Raw genomic sequence first — 18,375 nt, 5'->3', positions numbered from 1 at the left:
AAATCAACAACAAACTTTAACATAGCCTATTCTAAAAATAAGAGGCACACTTTTTGTGTTGGGAGATCAATTATTATAAGATAAAGAAAGAAAATCTTGACTTTTTTATGAATTGTCACATCAATCTCTACACAAATTTCTTAAATGTTGTATAGTATAGTGGGTTAATAGAAAAATAACGGTTAGATTAGTTAGATTTGGAAGGTGTGAAATTATGGCAATAACAACATTCAATGATACATATTTAAAGGCCTGTCGTGGGGAGAAAACGGACCATGTACCAGTATGGTATATGAGACAAGCTGGTAGATCTCAGCCAGAATACAGAAAGATTAAGGAGAAATATTCTTTATTTGAAATCACGCATCAACCTGAGTTATGTGCATATGTAACCAAGCTTCCTGTTGATCAATACAATGTAGATGCTGCGATTTTATATAAGGATATTATGTCACCACTTCCTGCTATTGGAGTCGATGTGGATATAAAAGCAGGCATAGGCCCTGTTATTGCGAATCCGATTAGATCTTTAGCAGATGTTGAAAAGCTTGGTGAAATTCATCCAGAACAGGATGTACCATATGTACTTGATACCATCAAATTATTAACACAAGAGCAATTAGAAGTACCTCTGATTGGATTCGCTGGTGCTCCGTTCACACTTGCGAGCTATATGATTGAAGGTGGTCCTTCAAAGGGGTATCATAAAACAAAAGCTTTTATGTACGCTGAGAGTAAAGCATGGTTTTTAATGATGGACAAATTAGCGGATATGACGATTACATATGCAAGATCACAAATCCGTGCAGGAGCAAAAGCATTCCAGATTTTTGACTCTTGGGTAGGGCAATTAAATGTTGCTGATTATCGTATGTTTATAAAGCCAACGATGCATAAGATCTTCACTGCACTTAAAGAAGAAAACGTACCTTTAATTATGTTTGGAGTGGGAGCGAGTCATTTAGTAAACGAATGGCATGACCTTCCTGTAGATGTAGTAGGGCTTGATTGGAGAATTCAAATCAATGAGGCGCGTGCAAAGGGTATAACCAAGCCAGTAATGGGGAATTTAGATCCTTCTGTTCTACTAGCTCCGTGGGAAGTAATTGAAGATCGTGTAAAGAACATACTTGATCAAGGCATGAGTCAACCAGGATATATTTTCAACTTAGGACATGGGGTATTCCCTGAAGTAAATGTCGAAACACTTAAAAAATTAACAGCTTTTGTTCATGAATATAGTTTAGCTAAAAAGTAATGATAAAGGGGACCTTATAATGAAGAAAAAAATGGGTTTATTAGTGATGGCCTATGGAACTCCTTATAAAGAAGAAGACATAGAGCCTTACTATACACATATTAGACATGGTCGAAAACCATCACCTGAAAGTCTTGAAGATTTAAAACAGCGATATGAGGCAATTGGAGGAATCTCTCCTCTAGCTAAGATTACGTTGGAACAGGCAGAAGCACTAGAGAAGCATTTAAACCATATTCAGAATGAAATTGAGTTTAAGATGTATCTTGGTTTAAAACATATTGAACCATTTGTTGAGGATGCTGTACAACAAATGAAAAACGATGGGATTGAGGAAGCAGTTAGTATCGTGTTAGCACCTCATTATTCTACATTTAGTATCAAATCTTATAATGGTCGTGCCAAAGAAGAATCAGAAAAAATTGGTGGACCGGTTATTCATAGCGTAGATAGTTGGTATGATGAGCCTAAGTTTGTCCAATATTGGGTAGATCAACTAAACGATACATATGCAAAAATGTCAGAGGAAGAGCGAAATCACTCCGTGTTAATCGTGTCAGCACATAGTCTTCCAGAGAAAATTATTGCTGCAGGTGACCCGTATCCTAATCAACTACAAGAAACGGCTGATTTAATTGCGAAGGGTGCAGGGATTTCTAATTATGAAGTAGGCTGGCAAAGTGCAGGGAACACCCCTGAGCCATGGATTGGCCCGGATGTACAGGACTTAACACGCGATTTATACAATGAAAAGCACTATAAAGCATTTGTCTATGTACCGGTTGGGTTTGTTTCTGATCATCTAGAGGTCCTATTTGATAATGATATCGAGTGTAAAGTTGTAACCGATGAAATCGGTGCAAGTTATTACCGACCAGAAATGCCGAATGCGAAACCAGAATTTATTGATGCAATGGCTACTGTGGTTATGGGTAAAATTGCAAGTCATGTTTAATAGTAAAATACTGATTTAGTAACTTTTTAATAATGATAAAAATGGGGGATCTTCAATTTTGAAGGTTTCCTTTTTCTATTTATCCACAAGTGATGCATTAACCCATTAAAAACGATAATTTTATATTAAATTTAAGGTGAAAAATATAGAATATCCATCAAAGTTACATCCCCTATATAAAATAGAATCCTTATTCTTTCCTCTCCATAAATGAACTTATAAAATTTATCTATCTCTCCTGAGTATTTAAACCAATTTTGTAGACAATATAACCTGATAGAATTAAGCCTCCAACAAAGGAATAGTTTGACAGGGATTGTACATAATACAAATGATTATCAAGCTATCATGTGTCTAATATTTGAGGCTTTTTTTAAACAACCATTTTATTGAGGGGGTAAGAAATATGAAAGGATCATTTTTTAGAAAGATGATGTCCTTTACATCGATTCTAACGATGTCCACTATTCTACTAGTTGGTTGTGGTGGCGGTGGAGATGAGGAAGGAAAAGAGGAACAAAAAGATACAGGAGGAGCTGAAACAGCTGAAGGTACTCCTCTTGAGCAAGCTTATGCAGGTGAGTTTAAAGGTAGCACGGTTACGATGTTTGGACCTTTTACTGATGCTGACCAAGTAAAGTTTGAAAATAGTATCAAGGAATTTGAAGAAAAAACAGGTATTGATATTCAGTATGAGGGGTCCAAGGAATTTGAGGCTACCATTTCTATTCGTGTAGAAGGTGGAAATGCTCCAGACATAGCTGATTTTCCACAGCCAGGTCTATTAGAAACATTTGCTAAACAGGGTTTACCAATCGACGTGACAACCTTTCTTGAAGAGGATTATTTAAAAGAACAATATAATCAAAGCTGGTTGGATATGGCGACAATGGAAGGTAAAGATGGAGAATATATGACTGGAATTTGGAACCGTAGTAGTGCGAAGAGCTTAGTATGGTATCCAAAAGCAGAATTTGAAGCAGCAGGCTATGAAGTACCAGAGACATGGGAAGAGATGCTTGAGCTTTCTGATCAAATCGCAGCTGATGGTGATGCCCCGTGGGCGATTGGAATTGAGTCAGGTGCTGCTACTGGATGGCCAGCAACAGACTGGATTGAAGATATTATGCTTCGTACGACTACCCCAGAGAATTATGATAAGTGGGTAACGGGGGAACTACCGTTTACGTCACCAGAAGTAAAAAATGCATTTGAAGTGATGTCAAACTTATGGTTTACAGAGGACTATGTGTATGGTGGAAGAAAATCAATTGTAACGACTTCGTTTGGAGATTCTCCAAAGCCGATGTTTGATAGCCCTCCAAGTGCTTATATGCATCGTCAAGGTAGTTTCATCACAAGCTTCTTTCCTGAAGGAACGGTTGCAGGCGAAGATTATGATTGGTTCTACTTACCTCCGATTAATGAAGAATATGGTAAGCCTGTATTAGTTGCGGGTGACATTTATGCGATGTTTAATGATCGTCCAGAAGTCCGTGCGGTTATGGAATTCTTTACAACGGGTGAGTCTATCAAGAATTGGATTCAGTCAGGTGGTGTAGTGGCACCGATGAACGATGCTGATCCGGAATGGTATACAACAGATGTAGAGCGTCGAATGGCTGAGTTAGTTCAAAATGCAGACACCATTCGATTCGATGGCTCTGACCTAATGCCAGGTTCAGTCGGTGCAGGGACTTTCTGGAAAGGAATTACAGATTACGTGAGTGGTAATGTAGAGCTCGAACAAGCGCTTGAGGAAATACAAGCAGGTTTTAATAAGTAATGGTATAGAAAGCATTCCATTTGGACTGGACAAATAAGTCCAGTCCTTTATCTTTTTACTACACTTAAAAGGGAGGGTTAATATGAGTGTGGAAGCTAAAAAAGTATCGACTGTCAGTTTAATTGTACTTTCCTTTGTCATTCCCATTGCCAACTTAGTCTTGCATACAGGGATCTTCATTTTTCTCCGCGATGTCCCTTTGAATCCGGCTCTCTATGCATTACTCGCAATTATTTGGGGTGTCTTTGGGATTTACACCATTTATTATTCTTTAAATTGGCTTGTCGAGTTGTACCCAGATAAGGTGAGAAGTTTTCTACAACCGTACATATTTATTGGACCGGTTGTCCTCTTACTTGGCTGGTTATTACTACTACCAACTATACGTACCATTTATTTAAGCTTTATGGGGCCTGACTCTAGTGAATTTGTAGGGTTGTCCAATTATGTGGCTGTTTTCACGGATCGCCTTTTATTAACAGCTTTTCGGAATAATTTATTGTGGGTAGCTATTGGTGCAACAGCATGTGTGGTGTTCGGTTTACTCATTGCAGTTCTTGCTGATCGAAGTAGCTTTGAAAAACTGGCTAAAGGTATTATATTCATGCCAATGGCAATTTCAATGGTAGCAGCAGGTGTTATTTGGAAGTTTATTTACTATTATCAGCCAGGAGATCGACAGATAGGATTGCTCAATGCTATTGTTGTGGCATTTGGTGGTGAACCCCAAGCTTGGACAAGCTTACTACAGCCTTGGAATAACCTCTTTTTGATTATTATTTTAATTTGGATGCAGACAGGTTTTGCAATGGTCCTTTTTTCTGCAGCATTAAAGGGGATTCCAGAGGAATTATTGGAAGCAGCTCGTATTGATGGAGCAACTGAAATAACCATCTTTTTTAAGATTATCATTCCGTATATTTCGGGAACGATCTTAACAGTTTCAACAACCATCATTGTATTTACGTTAAAGATTTTTGACATTATTATGGTCATGACTGGTGGACAATATGGAACAGACGTAGTAGCAACTCAGTTCTATCGTCAATTCTTCATGTACCGCAACTTTGGTTACGGTTCAACGCTAGCAATTGTTTTACTTATTGCGATTATCCCTGTCATCATCATCAACTTAAGAGAATTTCGTAAACAGGGGGGGTTCTAGATGAAACGGAATGGAGCAAAATCATCAAAGCTTTTGGTTAATTTAGTACTGATTCTTCTTTGTCTCATTTGGTTAATTCCTACCTTAGGGTTATTTATCTCATCGTTTCGACCAGCTGATGATATTTTAGAGACAGGATGGTGGACGATTTTTCCTCACCAGGATTGGGTAGATACTGAAACAATCACGCTACCGGAGGACACAGATTTACGTCAACCGATAGAAGTTAACGGAGAAATCTACACGAATGACCAGTTAAATGAAGGAGTTGTTCTCCCTAACAATACACGATTGAAATGGGAAAACCGTCGTGCTCGACTTCTTAGTGTTCAGGAGAAGGAGTGGACGATGAATACGAACTTCACGTTAGAAAACTATGAAGCAGTTCTTGGAGGAAAGCAATATCAAATCACTTTAGGGAATGGCGAGACCATGACGGAGCAGGGGAGTAATCTTACTAAGACCTTTCTTAACACTCTAACGGTGGCAGTTCCAGCAACCATATTACCTTTATTGATTGCTACATTTGCGGCATATGCTTTCGCCTGGTTAAGATTTGCTGGAAGAAAAATTTTATTTGTAATAGTTATTGTGTTGTTAGTCGTTCCGTTACAAGTTGCATTAATCCCGATTTTAAAGGATTATACGGCGCTAGGCTTGAATGGTAGCTATCTTGGAATTTGGTTAGCTCATGCTGCCTTTGGACTGCCTCTCGCGACATATTTTTTATACAATTATATAAGTCAGCTTCCAAAGGATATATTTGAATCTGCCTTTATAGACGGAGCATCCAATTTTACGATCTTCACAAAGCTTATTCTTCCACTTTCCATTCCTGCCTTAGCTTCAATTGGAATCTTTCAATTTTTGTGGGTTTGGAATGATTACTTAGTTGCCTTAGTATTTTTAGGATCTAGTCCTGATGTACAGGTTCTTTCGATGAGAATTGCCGACATGGTAGGTTCTCGGGGAAACGATTGGCATCTTTTAACTTCGGCTGCCTTCGTCTCCATGATTATGCCGCTGACCGTTTTCTTTGCACTTCAGAGATTCTTCGTAAGAGGACTACTTGGAGGATCTGTAAAAGGATAATAACAAGAAGGACCTGTGTCGTATATATGGCACAGGTCTTTTTTTAAAAGAAATCCCCACAGTAAGTATACCGAGGGGAGTAGTTTAATATTAATTTCGAGTAGGACTATTAATCGCCAATTTTGATACAGTTTTCACAATGATTCATATAACACTCATGCTGCTCATCGATTTCCTTACCACATTCCATACACTGTTTTGCTGGTAGGTTTTTAAAAAACTCTGTACTTTTGATTAACATGTCGCATACCCCCTTGTTATTGTTAACACCATTGTATTATAACAAAACACCATAAGTCAATATCTGTTTTGTAACAGTTTTAAAATTGTGTATTAGTCTAGTCTTTGTTATGATTTTCTTAAAAAAGGAGGAATATGGAAATGGAAATAACGGTAATAGGCTATTGGGGTGGCTTTCCAGCTAGAAATGAGGCTACTTCAGGTTATTTATTTGAAGCGGAGGGCTTTAAGCTTTTAGTTGACTGTGGAAGTAGTGTTATATCACAGATCCAAAATTATTGTAATCCTGAAGATCTTAATGCTGTAATTCTGTCTCATTACCATAATGATCACATAAGTGATGTCGGCACTTTGCAGTATGCTCGTTTGATTAAAGGGTTTATTGGGACAAAGCCTCCAACACTACTGATTTATGGGCACAGGGAGGACCAACAGGGATTTGAAAGACTTACATATGAAGGAGTCACTAAAGGTGTCGAATATAATCCTGAGCTTCCTTTAGAGGTAGGCCCATTCACCATTACATTTCTTAAAACTAAGCATCCTGCAGATTGCTATGCAATGAGAATTAGTAATCGGGATACAACAGTTGTATATACAGCAGACACATCCTATTTTAACGAACTTGTATCTTTTTCTAGAAATGCAGACTTGGTAATTACTGAATGTAATCTTTATCAAGGGATGGACGGGGAGGGAGCCGGCCACATGACAAGCTCAGATGCAGGTAAACTGGCGTCACAAGCAGAGGTAGGCGAACTATTGTTAACCCATTTACCTCACTTTGGAAATCATCTAGATTTAAAGAACCAGGCCCAAGAGCATTTTAATGGAAAGATCGAGCTAGCAAAAACTGGTTGGAATTGGAAAAAGGAATAGTAAAGAAATATTTTACAATAATCTTTTTCACAGAATTATGGAAAAAATTGTGCATTTCTCAAAACTCCACTTGAAGTAAACGTTTTCATGAAATATAATTAGTAATAGTAAATAAAATGAATGGTTATTCATTCATGTGGAGGGGGAAATGTATGAATCTAAGTAAAAAATTGCAAGAAAACGCTCTCAAGTTTGGGGAAAAACCTGCTTATTATTTTCTGAATTCTCAAAGTTCTTATCGTGAACTAGATGCTACGGTGTCAAAGTTTGCGGATGCACTAACAAATATGGGGATTAAAAAAGGAGATCATGTAGGTTTATTGCTTGGAAATAGCCCGCATTTTGTTATCGCTCTATATGGTGCTTTAAGAGCTGGGGCAACTGTAATTCCAATCAATCCGATTTATACTCCTGAAGAAATTGGATACATTCTTAATAATGGAGATGTAAAGGTAGTAGTTGGGTTAGATTTATTGATTCCACTTTTTGAAAAAATGAGTGGGGCACTTCCTAAGGTAGAACAAGTTATTTATTGTGAAACTCCTAAGGAGGATGGGCAAGAACCGCTTGATATTACAAAGCTTTCAGTATATTCAAAATTGAAATCGTTTACTAACTTTGTTGGATCCGGTAGCCATCTTTTTGAAGGACCTGAGCTTAATGAAGAAGATGTTGCAATTATTCTGTATACATCTGGTACAACTGGAAAGCCAAAGGGTGCGATGCTGACTCACAAGAATATATATAGTAACGCAAAGGATACGGCTGATTATTTGAAAATTAATGAAACAGACCGTGTCATTGCAACATTGCCAATGTTCCATGTGTTCTGTTTAACCGTTGCCTTAAATGCACCATTATTAAATGGTTCAAGTGTTATTATCGTTCCAAGGTTTAGCCCTGGTGATATTTTCACTATTACAAAAGAGTTAGAGGCTACTGTGTTTGCTGGTGTACCAACTATGTATAATTTCCTAGTACAATTCCCTAATGCAGATGCAGAGGATCTAAAATCGTTAAGACTCTGTATTTCTGGTGGCGCATCGATGCCAGTAGCACTTTTAAAATCGTTTGAAAAGAAATTCCAAGTTGCTGTATCTGAAGGCTACGGTTTATCAGAAGCATCACCAGTTACATGCTTTAACCCATTAGATCGTCCTAGAAAACCAGGCTCCATCGGGCAAAGTATTGTGAATGTAGAAAACAAAGTCGTTAATGAGCTTGGTGAAGAAGTTCCTGTAGGTGAGGTTGGAGAATTAATCGTCCGTGGTCCAAACGTGATGAAAGGCTACTACAAGCTTCCAGAGGACACTGTTCACTCAATTCGTGAGGGCTGGTTATATACCGGAGATTTAGCACGTATGGATGAGGAAGGTTACTTCTATATCGTGGACCGTAAAAAGGACATGATAATTGTTGGTGGCTACAATGTCTATCCTCGTGAGGTAGAAGAGGTGTTATACGCTCACCCATCAGTGGTAGAAGTTGCTGTAATTGGAATTCCTGACGAAAACTTTGGAGAAGCCGTAAAATCCTTTGTAGTTACAAAGAAGGAAGACGAAATCACTGAAGAAATGCTACTAGACTATTGTAAGGAGCATCTTGCTAAATACAAGATTCCTAGTTCCATAGAATTTCTAGAAGAGCTACCAAAGAATACAACAGGTAAAATACTTAGAAGATCATTAAAGGATAAAGTTTTACAATCATAGTTTTATAGAAGGATCAAAAAATCGGCTTACATTTGTAGGTCGATTTTTTTGGCTTTGGGGAGTGGGACTTGACTCTGCTTGATTGGTGGAATGTGCATATAGTATAGTTTTCGTGCATAAATGGGTGAAAGTCGTGCATAAATGGGAAAAACTCGTGCACAAATGTGTAAAAGTCGTGCATATATACAGAAATTCGAGCAAAAACAAAGGAAATCTTACTTAAACGGTAGACTTTTTTAAACTTCAAATAATGAAAGCGGTATCATTTTTGTCATCTATAAAAAGGATTCGAATAATCTTTAGAGAAGTATCTTATATGTATAACTTGGAGTTAGAAAGGGGCTGTCAGAAGTGGAGTTAGTATTATATCGGATTGAAAATCATATTGCCTATGTTACTTTAAATCGTCCAGATAGTCTAAACAGCTTTAATTATGAATCATTATGTGAACTAGAGAAGATTATAGATGTACTCAGGGTTAATCCCGAGGTAAGAGTCATTATTTTTACGGGTGCAGGTAATAAATCTTTTAGTGTAGGGGCAGATTTGAAAGAGCGGAAGACTTTGTCAACGCAAGAGGTAAAGAGAAATTTACATAAAATCAATCAAGTCTTTACAGCTATTGATCAACTACCTCAACCGACCATTGCAGCGATCAATGGCTTTGCCTTTGGTGGGGGAATGGAGCTTGCTTTATCATGTGATTTCCGGATTGCGGCTCGTGATGCTGTGATGGGTCTGACGGAAACTAGTCTTGCCATTATTCCGGGGGCAGGTGGTACGCAACGGCTTCCGAGAATTGTAGGGGAATCTAAGGCATTAGAACTAATTTTAACTGCGAAAAAAATGGATGCAGACCTGGCTTATCAATATGGACTCCTTTTAAAAGTAGTTGATGCTGATTTACTTATTGAGGAAGCAGTTGCTTTTGCAAGGGAAATGACCAAAAATGGACCGATTGCGCTCCAGCAGGCTAAGTATGCGATTAAACAGGGGATGAATGCAGACCTTCAAACCGGACTTCAGCTAGAAAGAAAAGCGTATGAGGTCACCATTCCAACAGAAGATCGAATAGAGGCATTAGAGGCTTTTAGTGAAAAAAGAAAGCCGAATTTTAAAGGTAGATAACTGGAACTTGAATGGTTTATTTTTAAAGGTCCAAATAGGAATATATAATAATGGCTTGTAACTGTTAATAGAAAACAAAAACACCTCTTTCTCTCGTGAGAAAGAGGTGTTTTATTGTTTAATCTATTAAAAATAGGCTCAGTTTGGATTCAAATATACTCATTTTTAAAAATATCGTGCATTTTTAGTTGTTAGAATATAATGGTAGTATTTGTAAATGAGTAGATATGCGTCGAACTCAAATTTGAATAGTCAACCCCTAACGTACTATACCCACTCCTTAAGATTAACAGATATTTTCATTGCAAAAACGAATAGAATAATAGAAAATAAGGATACATTTTAACAAGGAACAGTTTGAAAGGGGTAAAGTGAGTTGCGAGCTACAGCCATTGACAAAAAGCCATCATCATTTACATATGGCTTGCAAGCGGGGATTACAATTGGAATTGGCTATATGCCGATTGCTTTAGCATTTGGACTTTTAGCGAAAGCAACGGGATTGACGGTTACGGAGACCTTCTTAATGAGTCTTCTTGTCTTTGCCGGTGCTTCACAATACATGTCACTAAGTCTATTGTCTTTAGGAACAGGGGCGTTTGAGATCGTTTTAACGACCTTCATCGTAAACATCAGACATTTTTTAATGAGTGCTTCTTTATACGAAAAGCTAGAAGATGCTCCGAAACCTATAAAAGCCTTGTATTCCTTTGGAATCACAGACGAAACCTTTTCTGTTGTCGCAACAAGAGAGGGAAAGGTTTCAACAGGCTTTATGTTTGGTGTTATTTCGGTTTCTTACGGGAGCTGGGTCATTAATTCGGTTATTGGTTACCTCATTGGTTCAAGTTTACCGAGCACCTTACAGGAAAGCATGGGAATCGCTTTATATGCAATGTTTATCGCACTGCTAGTACCATCCTTGAAAAAACAGAAAAAGGTTGTGTATTTAGCTGGTTTAGCAGCGATATTGAATACCATTTTTTATCAATTTATGGCACCAGGATGGGCGATTGTTAGCGCGACCTTGCTTTCTTCGTTGGTGGTAGAAGTGGTAGTAGGAAGAAGGGTGAAACAGCATGGATCATAATATAATTTTGATGATTGTCGGAATGGCCATCGTTACCTATATCCCTAGGATGATTCCGCTTGTATCATTAGGAGGTAAGGAGCTACATCCTTTTATTCAAGGAGTATTAAAAAATGTACCATTTGCCACACTAGGAGCGCTTATTGTCCCGGGTATCTTTTTAGTTAGTGAAGATCTTTGGTTTGGAATCATTGGGGCAGGGGTAGCTTTTCTAATTGCCTATTTTGGTGCAAATGCGATCGTCGTTGTTTTAGGGACAATTGGGGTACTTACGGTTTATTCAATATTTTTGTAATCAAACAGTCGGAGCGCCGGCTGTTTTTGTTTTATGGATGAATTGCTGTAGAATAAAACTGGAATCTTTAAGGTGTTTATGATCAGATCTTCTAGAATGAATTTTAGTGTGGACTAACAAGTTCTAAATCTTTATTTTTGGACTAAGTATAAAAATGAGGACTAGTTAGGAGGGACAAACGATGAAGAAAGCTGTGTGGAGTTCAGTTATTGTATACATACTTTTTAGCGTAGTAATGTATTTGTATATTTTCCAATGGGCCGATACAACGATTCCAAGTACATATCAAGGAACGGCAGCAGATCCAGCAACATTCATGAATGATCAGCAGCTATTATTAAGTGAGGAATATTCCAAGGTAAGAAATATCTTATACTTTCTCACGACTCCATATGAATGGGTCTTATTATTTATCTTATTAGGTGTTGGCTTATCGTCTAAAATACAATCCTGGTCACAAATGACAGCAAGATTTAGGGTTCTTCAAATTTCTATTTATCTATTTTGGATGACCTTGTTTACAACGATTTTAACTTTACCTTTTCAGCTATATGGGTACAATCTGTCAAAGGAATATGGGATTAGTGTTCAACCATTCCAAGGCTGGATGAAGGATTATTTACTAGATTTTTGGATCAATTTTTTACTAACGGCGATTATTGTCATTGTGTTATATAGCTTGATGAGAAAAAGTGAGAAACGCTGGTGGCTATATGCTTGGTTTTTATCGGTTCCGTTCACCTTATTTTTAACGTTTATTCAGCCAGTTTATATTGATCCTTTGTATAATGATTTTTATCCATTAAAAGATAAGGAGCTAGAGGCTCAAATTCTATCTCTTGCTGATGAAGCGGGGATTCCTGCTGCTCATGTATTTGAGGTCAATATGTCTGAGAAGACAAATGCAATGAATGCTTATGTGAATGGAATTGGTGATCACTCAAGAATTGTCCTATGGGATACTACCTTAAACAAACTAGAGGATTCTGAAGTTCTGTTCATTATGGCACATGAAATGGGGCATTATGTGAAAAAACATGTGTTCTTAGGAATCATAAGTTATATGGCAGTTTCACTAGCTGGTTTATATCTAATCTATCGACTGATGAATATGATTGTTCGAAAATGGGGAAATCGGATGGGGATTCAGCGCGTCCAGGATATCGCTACGATTCCATTATTCTTTTTACTACTCTCGGTTTTGTCTTTTCTATTCACTCCAGTCAGTAATACAGTCTCGAGATATCACGAGCTTGAAGCTGACAAGTATGCCGTGGAGCTAACAGAAGATCAAGTTGCAGCAGTAGGCTCATTTCAGGAGCTATCAAAATCGAATTTAAGTCAGGTAAATCCACCATTACTGGTGAAAATTTTTAGGTATACTCATCCGACGATGCTCGAGCGAATTCACTTTTTGGATACGTATGAGTTAAAGGAAATTGAGAAGAAATGATATTAACAACGGTTTAGTATATACTAGGGGTAAAAAAGTTTGAGGTGGAACTATTGAAGGGTGTTATATGTCTTGGAGAAGCATTGATTGATTTTATTCCACTGGATGCGAGTAATATAACTTATGAAAAATGTCCAGGGGGTGCTCCAGCGAATGTTGCAGTAGGAGTCTCCAGACTAGGTGGCAAAGCTAGTTTCTTAGGAAAAGTAGGAAAAGATGTATTAGGTGACTTTCTAGTTGATACTCTGAATTCCTACGGTGTGAATGTGGAAGCTTTTTTACAAACAGATGAATCTAAAACAGGTCTTGTGTTTGTTACGAATAAAGAAAACGGTGAAAGAAGCTTTGACTTCTACATAAAACGAAGTGCTGATCAGCTTCTTTATAAAGAAGACATTCAGCCAGACCTGTTTAAGGAAAACAATATCCTTCACTTCGGCTCTATTTCGATGATTCATGAACCAAGTCGATCTGCTACTCTTGAGGCAATTCGTTTGGCGAAACAGGAGGGATTACTCTTATCCTATGATCCTAATTTACGTCTTGGGTTATGGGAGTCCCCTCAAGTAGCTAAAGAAGTCATTACATCATTACTTCCTGAAGCAGATTTGCTTAAAATTTCAGAGGAAGAGTTAGAATTTCTCACTGGAAAAACAGATCTTGCTGATGGCTTGAAGGAAATAGAGAAGTACCAAATTCCTTTAATATTTGTTACCTTAGGTGCTGAAGGTAGCCTTGTTTATTATAAAGGCCAAACCGAACAAGTATCAGCAATGAAAGTAAATGCCATTGATACAACAGGGGCAGGCGATGCATTTGTCTCTGCGATCCTTTATCAGCTAAGTGAGCATGGTTCGGATTTAAATACTTTAACCATAGAGAAAATAGTTGAGTTCGCTAAATTTGCAAGTGTGTCAGGTGGACTTGCAGCTTCCGTTAAAGGGGCAATGACCGCTCTACCAACACAGGAACAGGTAACTAATTTATTGAAGTAGATCGTCTTTATAGGCGGTCTTTTTTTGAACTGTTTTTCTAGTACGAATTGTTGAACATGGTAAACAAAATGAATGAAAAACGATACAATTTACAAAACGTTAGTTATAGTGGAAAAGCCTCTAAATCAGGGTGTGTAGATAGAGATACTAGGATAAAAACATGTCAAAAAAATATTAAATTATGCTGAAAAAAATGAAACCTTTTTTAAACTTCGACCGTCAAATAGAAAAAGGGGGAATTTTTTAATGCTAGTGGAGTTAAATAAACATATCAGAATTGCCCAAGAACAGGTTCGAGTGAAGAGGAAAATGGAAAAACAGCTGATCTCATACAGCCAAGAGTTTAAACAAGCAACTTTAAAACTAGAAGGACTTAAGGCAACACTACAACTAGAGAACCTTGATGTTGAAGCACTTGAGGGATTAAGTGTAAACGCTGTATTTTTAACCATCTTAGGTACAAAAGAAGAGCGTTTAATTCAAGAAAAGCAAGAAGCTGCTTTAGCTAAGTTACAATATGATGAAGTCAAAGCAGAAGTAAGAAGTCTTGAACATGAAATTGACTTACTGACAACCAGTCTTGATGCTATAAAAAATGCAGAAACTGAGCTTACCCTGCTACTTTCTGAAAAAGAGAAATACATAAGAACACAACAGTCTACTTACATCAATCGCCTAGAACTTCTAGATGATCAAAGCAATCAGCTCATCTGTAAACAGCTTGAGCTTGAAGAAGCATTAGTGGCAGCAGAAAATGTAAGAAAGAGCTTAACTAATGTTTCGGCAGCTCTTGAAAACGCTAAGGGCTGGGGAGTAGTAGATTTATTTGGTGGTGGTATGGTATCAACTGCACTCAAGCATAATCATTTAGATGAGGCAAAAAGCTATATGCAAGATGCACAGTACCTTGCTAATAAACTTAAAAAAGAATTAGAAGATATTGAAGCAGAATTTACAAACACTCTTGAACTTTCAAGCTTAGAAAAATTTGCTGATTACTTCTTTGACGGTTTGATTACAGACTGGGTCATTCAAAGTCAAATTAGTGACTCTTTAGAACAAGTAAAGGCATATAACCATCTAGTTTTAGCAATTGTTAGAAGAATTAATGCAGAGCAGTTGCGTGTTATAACACAGTTAAATAGTATTGATATTCAAAAGAAACAATTAATTGAAACAGCAGTATAAAGAGACTTACAGTTGTAAGCCTCTTTTTTTTGCGTGAAAACATGATTAAATCAGGGTTTGATGGGGATCAAGTAGAAGTAGTGAAAAAAATTTTGGATAATTTTACAAAAAAGGGGTTACAAAAATAAAAACACTGTTATATAATAACACAAGAAGTAAAAATTCTGTGTTATAACAAGGGGGACTACGAAAATGACTGATCAAAGATTACAAATGCTAAAGGAAAACTGGGAAATGGATCAACGCTGGAATGGAATTACTAGACCTTATAGTGCAGAGGATGTACTGAAGCTAAGGGGATCAATTGACATTGAGCATACTCTTGCAAGACGCGGTGCAGAAAAGCTGTGGAATCTCTTACACAGTGAGAATTATGTGAATTCTCTTGGAGCGCTAACTGGAAATCAAGCAGTTCAACAAGTAAAAGCAGGATTAAAAGCAATCTACTTAAGCGGGTGGCAGGTGGCAGCTGATGCTAACCTATCAGGACATATGTATCCAGACCAAAGTCTATATCCTGCAAACAGTGTACCAGCAGTAGTGAAACGAATTAATCAGGCTTTACAAAGAGCGGACCAAATTCAGCATTTAGAAGGTAGCGGGGATATTGATTGGTTTGCTCCCATTGTGGCGGATGCGGAAGCAGGTTTTGGTGGTCAGCTTAATGTATTTGAGCTTATGAAGGGAATGATTGAGTCAGGTGCTGGTGGGGTGCATTTTGAAGATCAGCTATCATCTGAAAAGAAGTGTGGCCATCTAGGTGGTAAAGTGCTATTACCAACCCAAACCGCTGTTAAAAATCTAATTTCGGCGCGTCTAGCTGCTGATGTTATGGGTGTACCAACCGTGATACTTGCAAGAACAGATGCAAACGCAGCGGATTTAATTACAAGTGATATTGACCCGTACGATCATCCATTTATCACGGGAGAACGGACAGAGGAAGGCTTCTACCGAACAAATGCAGGCCTGGATCAGGCTATTGCTAGAGGGTTAGCTTATGCTCCTTATGCTGATTTAATTTGGTGCGAGACAGCAGAACCAAGTCTAGAGGAAGCACAAGCATTTGCTGATGCAATCCATAAAGAGTTCCCTGGTAAACTATTAGCTTATAATTGTTCACCATCCTTCAACTGGAAGAAGAAGCTTGATGACGATACAATTGAGAGATTCCAGCAAGAGTTAGGAAAAATGGGCTATAAGTTCCAATTTGTTACACTCGCTGGCTTCCATGCACTGAATCATTCCATGTTTGAACTTGCTAGAGGCTACAAGCAAAGAGGAATGGGGGCGTATTCAGAACTACAGCAAGCTGAATTTGCAAGTGAGCAATACGGATATACAGCGACACGTCATCAAAGAGAGGTTGGAACGGGTTACTTTGATGAGGTATCTCAAGTGATTACAGGTGGAACCTCCTCGACAACAGCTTTAAAGGGTTCTACCGAGGAAGCACAATTTAATAGATAACTATTTTGTGGAAACCAAGCATTTAATACTTTGCTTGGTTTTTCTTTCTTCATTAGAAGGTATACTCCGTTTTAAATAGAAGTCTTACATATTATAGTGGAAATTCATGGATTCATAGATACAGCATGAACTTAACCCTTTTAATTGGAGTGGTAAACATGAAGAAGAAGGTAGTGCTAGCAGGTGGGACAGGATTTATAGGGAACTATTTTAAACGACGTTTTGAAGAAATGGAATATGACGTTAGGATCATTTCAAGACAGCCCCAGCATGTTTCTTGGGATAATCAAGAGGCAATGAAAGAATCATTTGAAGGGGCTGAGATGGTCATTAATCTTGCTGGAAAGTCGGTTAATTGTCGGTATAATGATGCGAATAAAAAGGAAATTATGCGTTCGAGGATTGAGACAACTAACATAATCGGAAGGACGATTCTGGCATGCAGCTCACCTCCAGAGATCTGGTATAACTCCAGTACTGCAACGATATATCGACATGCTGAAGACCGTCCAATGACAGAGGAGACAGGAGAAATTGGGTCAGGATTTTCTGTAGATGTAGCGACAGCATGGGAAGAAACATTCTTCGCTTATCAACTGCCTGAGACAAGACAGATTGCGTTACGGATTGCGATTGTATTAGGAAAAGGCGGAGGCGTCATGACACCTTATAAAAATTTAGTAAGGTTTGGTCTAGGGGGAATCCAAGGGCCAGGGAACCAAATGTTTAGTTGGATTCATGTGGAGGATTTGTTCAATATTATACTCTTCTTAAAATCTAGAAACGAACTCGCTGGTGTATTCAATTGTACTGCCCCAGAACCAGTTAGTAATCGAGAGCTTATGAAAAAGCTTAGGACAGCAATGAAGGTACCAGTAGGGTTACCTGCTCCTAAGTTTATCCTTGAGCTTGGTTCTCTGGTGATTAAGACGGAGACAGAGTTGGTCCTAAAAAGTAGATGGGTTCTACCGGAACGTCTTGAACGAGCAGGTTTCCAGTTTGCTTATAAAACACTTGATGAGACTTTTAGGGAAATTCTGACGGAATGAAAGTACTAATTATAATAGAAGACGGTGAGATCATCTGTAATTAAATGAAACCCCGTCACTCCTTAATCGTACTTAATAATATACTTCAAAAGGAGAGATGACGATGGGTGAGAAAGGCTGTATAAAATGTGGTCACAGAGAAACAGGCACTAAGGAAGTAGCGATGACAGGAACAGGTTTGTCGAAAATGTTTGATATTCAACATAACAGGTTTACTGTTATTTTCTGTAAGAACTGTGGTTATTCAGAATTTTACAATCAAAATTCTTCGACAGCATCAAACCTAATTGACTTATTCTTTGGAGGATGAGTAGAGAGAGGCTGGGACATAACCTAATACCTCAGTCTCAAAGACGAATAATCTCAAAATTAGTCTACCTATCATAATACTGTTTTCGTTTTTTTTATACTTATTAACTAGTTAAGCTGGAAAAACAGGGTTGTTCCATTGCGCTGCAGCCGCTCGCTTTCCGCGGGGAGGAATCTGAGCCTTCTCATAGAAAAGTGGAAGTGCCCGGTTAGCTCCGACAAGCAAATGTTCCTACATCAAGAAAAGGGTGCTCTTTCCCATTTCTTGATGTAGGGTTATTTGACCTCGAGGAGCTGGGCACTGCAACTAG

17 protein-coding genes are annotated in these 18,375 nt (G+C 38.0%); 16 read left to right on the top strand and 1 reads right to left on the bottom strand.

Annotated features, from left to right (window positions below; translation table 11 throughout):
* The first annotated feature begins 214 nt into the window (after window positions 1–214).
* The 5 genes from hemE to M1D60_RS16675 all read left to right on the top strand — a co-directional run bounded on the left by hemE (window position 215) and on the right by M1D60_RS16675 (window position 6,256).
* Window positions 215–1,258, top strand: coding sequence for a uroporphyrinogen decarboxylase (gene hemE / locus M1D60_RS16695; RefSeq protein ID WP_456275966.1), 1,044 nt, complete (start codon window positions 215–217; stop codon window positions 1,256–1,258).
* 16 nt (window positions 1,259–1,274) lie between these two features.
* Window positions 1,275–2,213 carry a ferrochelatase gene (hemH, locus tag M1D60_RS16690; protein ID WP_456279470.1) on the top strand — a complete coding sequence of 313 codons (939 nt, stop codon included), beginning with the start codon at window positions 1,275–1,277 and terminating at the stop codon, window positions 2,211–2,213.
* Window positions 2,214–2,619: 406 nt separating this feature from the next.
* Complete coding sequence (locus M1D60_RS16685; RefSeq protein ID WP_456275965.1) at window positions 2,620–3,999, top strand: ABC transporter substrate-binding protein; 1,380 nt, start codon at window positions 2,620–2,622, stop codon at window positions 3,997–3,999.
* A gap of 82 nt (window positions 4,000–4,081) precedes the next feature.
* Window positions 4,082–5,164, top strand: coding sequence for a carbohydrate ABC transporter permease (locus M1D60_RS16680; RefSeq protein ID WP_456275964.1), 1,083 nt, complete (start codon window positions 4,082–4,084; stop codon window positions 5,162–5,164).
* Window positions 5,165–6,256, top strand: a complete 1,092-nt coding sequence (locus M1D60_RS16675) for a carbohydrate ABC transporter permease (protein WP_456275963.1) — start codon at window positions 5,165–5,167, stop codon at window positions 6,254–6,256. It abuts the gene before it with no gap.
* 109 nt (window positions 6,257–6,365) lie between these two features.
* On the opposite strand, the gene yhfH is transcribed toward M1D60_RS16675, so the two are convergent.
* Entirely contained in the window at window positions 6,366–6,497 is a 132-nt protein-coding gene (gene yhfH, locus M1D60_RS16670) for a protein YhfH (RefSeq protein WP_456275962.1), read from the bottom strand.
* Window positions 6,498–6,637: 140 nt separating this feature from the next.
* Between yhfH and M1D60_RS16665 the strand changes: the two genes are divergently transcribed.
* From M1D60_RS16665 to M1D60_RS16615, 11 genes are all read left to right on the top strand, one after another.
* Window positions 6,638–7,375 (top strand): MBL fold metallo-hydrolase, encoded by a 738-nt coding sequence (locus tag M1D60_RS16665; protein ID WP_456275961.1) that lies wholly within the window; start codon window positions 6,638–6,640, stop codon window positions 7,373–7,375.
* Window positions 7,376–7,527: 152 nt separating this feature from the next.
* Window positions 7,528–9,087 (top strand): fatty acid--CoA ligase family protein, encoded by a 1,560-nt coding sequence (locus tag M1D60_RS16660; RefSeq protein ID WP_456275960.1) that lies wholly within the window; start codon window positions 7,528–7,530, stop codon window positions 9,085–9,087.
* Window positions 9,088–9,438: 351 nt separating this feature from the next.
* Window positions 9,439–10,215, top strand: a complete 777-nt coding sequence (locus M1D60_RS16655; RefSeq protein ID WP_456275959.1) for an enoyl-CoA hydratase-related protein — start codon at window positions 9,439–9,441, stop codon at window positions 10,213–10,215.
* A gap of 376 nt (window positions 10,216–10,591) precedes the next feature.
* Window positions 10,592–11,305: an AzlC family ABC transporter permease gene (locus tag M1D60_RS16650; RefSeq protein ID WP_456275958.1), complete on the top strand. Its 714-nt coding sequence runs from the start codon at window positions 10,592–10,594 to the stop codon at window positions 11,303–11,305.
* Complete coding sequence (locus tag M1D60_RS16645) at window positions 11,295–11,600, top strand: AzlD domain-containing protein (RefSeq protein ID WP_456275957.1); 306 nt, start codon at window positions 11,295–11,297, stop codon at window positions 11,598–11,600. The genes M1D60_RS16650 and M1D60_RS16645 overlap by 11 nt, the downstream gene beginning before the upstream one ends.
* A gap of 181 nt (window positions 11,601–11,781) precedes the next feature.
* Window positions 11,782–13,053, top strand: a complete 1,272-nt coding sequence (locus M1D60_RS16640; protein ID WP_456275956.1) for a M48 family metallopeptidase — start codon at window positions 11,782–11,784, stop codon at window positions 13,051–13,053.
* Between the two features lie 44 nt (window positions 13,054–13,097).
* Window positions 13,098–14,048, top strand: a complete 951-nt coding sequence (locus M1D60_RS16635; RefSeq protein WP_456275955.1) for an aminoimidazole riboside kinase — start codon at window positions 13,098–13,100, stop codon at window positions 14,046–14,048.
* A 246-nt stretch (window positions 14,049–14,294) separates the two neighbouring features.
* A complete protein-coding gene (locus tag M1D60_RS16630) occupies window positions 14,295–15,236 on the top strand; it encodes a hypothetical protein (protein WP_456275954.1) in 942 nt (313 codons plus the stop codon).
* A 192-nt stretch (window positions 15,237–15,428) separates the two neighbouring features.
* Window positions 15,429–16,706, top strand: a complete 1,278-nt coding sequence (gene aceA / locus M1D60_RS16625; protein ID WP_456275953.1) for an isocitrate lyase — start codon at window positions 15,429–15,431, stop codon at window positions 16,704–16,706.
* Window positions 16,707–16,864: 158 nt separating this feature from the next.
* On the top strand, window positions 16,865–17,755 hold the full coding sequence (locus M1D60_RS16620; protein ID WP_456275952.1) for a TIGR01777 family oxidoreductase: 891 nt from the start codon (window positions 16,865–16,867) through the stop codon (window positions 17,753–17,755).
* A gap of 103 nt (window positions 17,756–17,858) precedes the next feature.
* Entirely contained in the window at window positions 17,859–18,065 is a 207-nt protein-coding gene (locus tag M1D60_RS16615) for a zinc ribbon domain-containing protein (protein WP_456275951.1), read from the top strand.
* Window positions 18,066–18,375: the final 310 nt, after the last annotated feature.

Source organism: Bacillus sp. AK128, assembly GCF_053903075.1.
The sequence above is the reverse complement of the archived record's forward strand: the minus strand, read 5'-3'. Positions and strand labels throughout refer to the sequence as shown.

Bases quoted from the DNA above. Each gene is read 5' to 3' on its own strand.
- M1D60_RS16675 (WP_456275963.1), top strand. From the start codon at position 5,165: ATGAAACGGAATGGAGCAAAATCATCAAAGCTTTTGGTTAATTTAGTA.
- M1D60_RS16685 (WP_456275965.1), top strand. From the start codon at position 2,620: ATGAAAGGATCATTTTTTAGAAAGATGATGTCCTTTACATCGATTCTA.
- M1D60_RS16620 (WP_456275952.1), top strand. From the start codon at position 16,865: ATGAAGAAGAAGGTAGTGCTAGCAGGTGGGACAGGATTTATAGGGAAC.
- M1D60_RS16640 (WP_456275956.1), top strand. From the start codon at position 11,782: ATGAAGAAAGCTGTGTGGAGTTCAGTTATTGTATACATACTTTTTAGC.
- yhfH (WP_456275962.1), bottom strand. From the start codon at position 6,497: ATGTTAATCAAAAGTACAGAGTTTTTTAAAAACCTACCAGCAAAACAG.
- aceA (WP_456275953.1), top strand. From the start codon at position 15,429: ATGACTGATCAAAGATTACAAATGCTAAAGGAAAACTGGGAAATGGAT.
- M1D60_RS16630 (WP_456275954.1), top strand. From the start codon at position 14,295: ATGCTAGTGGAGTTAAATAAACATATCAGAATTGCCCAAGAACAGGTT.
- M1D60_RS16680 (WP_456275964.1), top strand. From the start codon at position 4,082: ATGAGTGTGGAAGCTAAAAAAGTATCGACTGTCAGTTTAATTGTACTT.
- M1D60_RS16615 (WP_456275951.1), top strand. From the start codon at position 17,859: ATGGGTGAGAAAGGCTGTATAAAATGTGGTCACAGAGAAACAGGCACT.
- hemE (WP_456275966.1), top strand. From the start codon at position 215: ATGGCAATAACAACATTCAATGATACATATTTAAAGGCCTGTCGTGGG.
- M1D60_RS16660 (WP_456275960.1), top strand. From the start codon at position 7,528: ATGAATCTAAGTAAAAAATTGCAAGAAAACGCTCTCAAGTTTGGGGAA.
- M1D60_RS16645 (WP_456275957.1), top strand. From the start codon at position 11,295: ATGGATCATAATATAATTTTGATGATTGTCGGAATGGCCATCGTTACC.
- M1D60_RS16665 (WP_456275961.1), top strand. From the start codon at position 6,638: ATGGAAATAACGGTAATAGGCTATTGGGGTGGCTTTCCAGCTAGAAAT.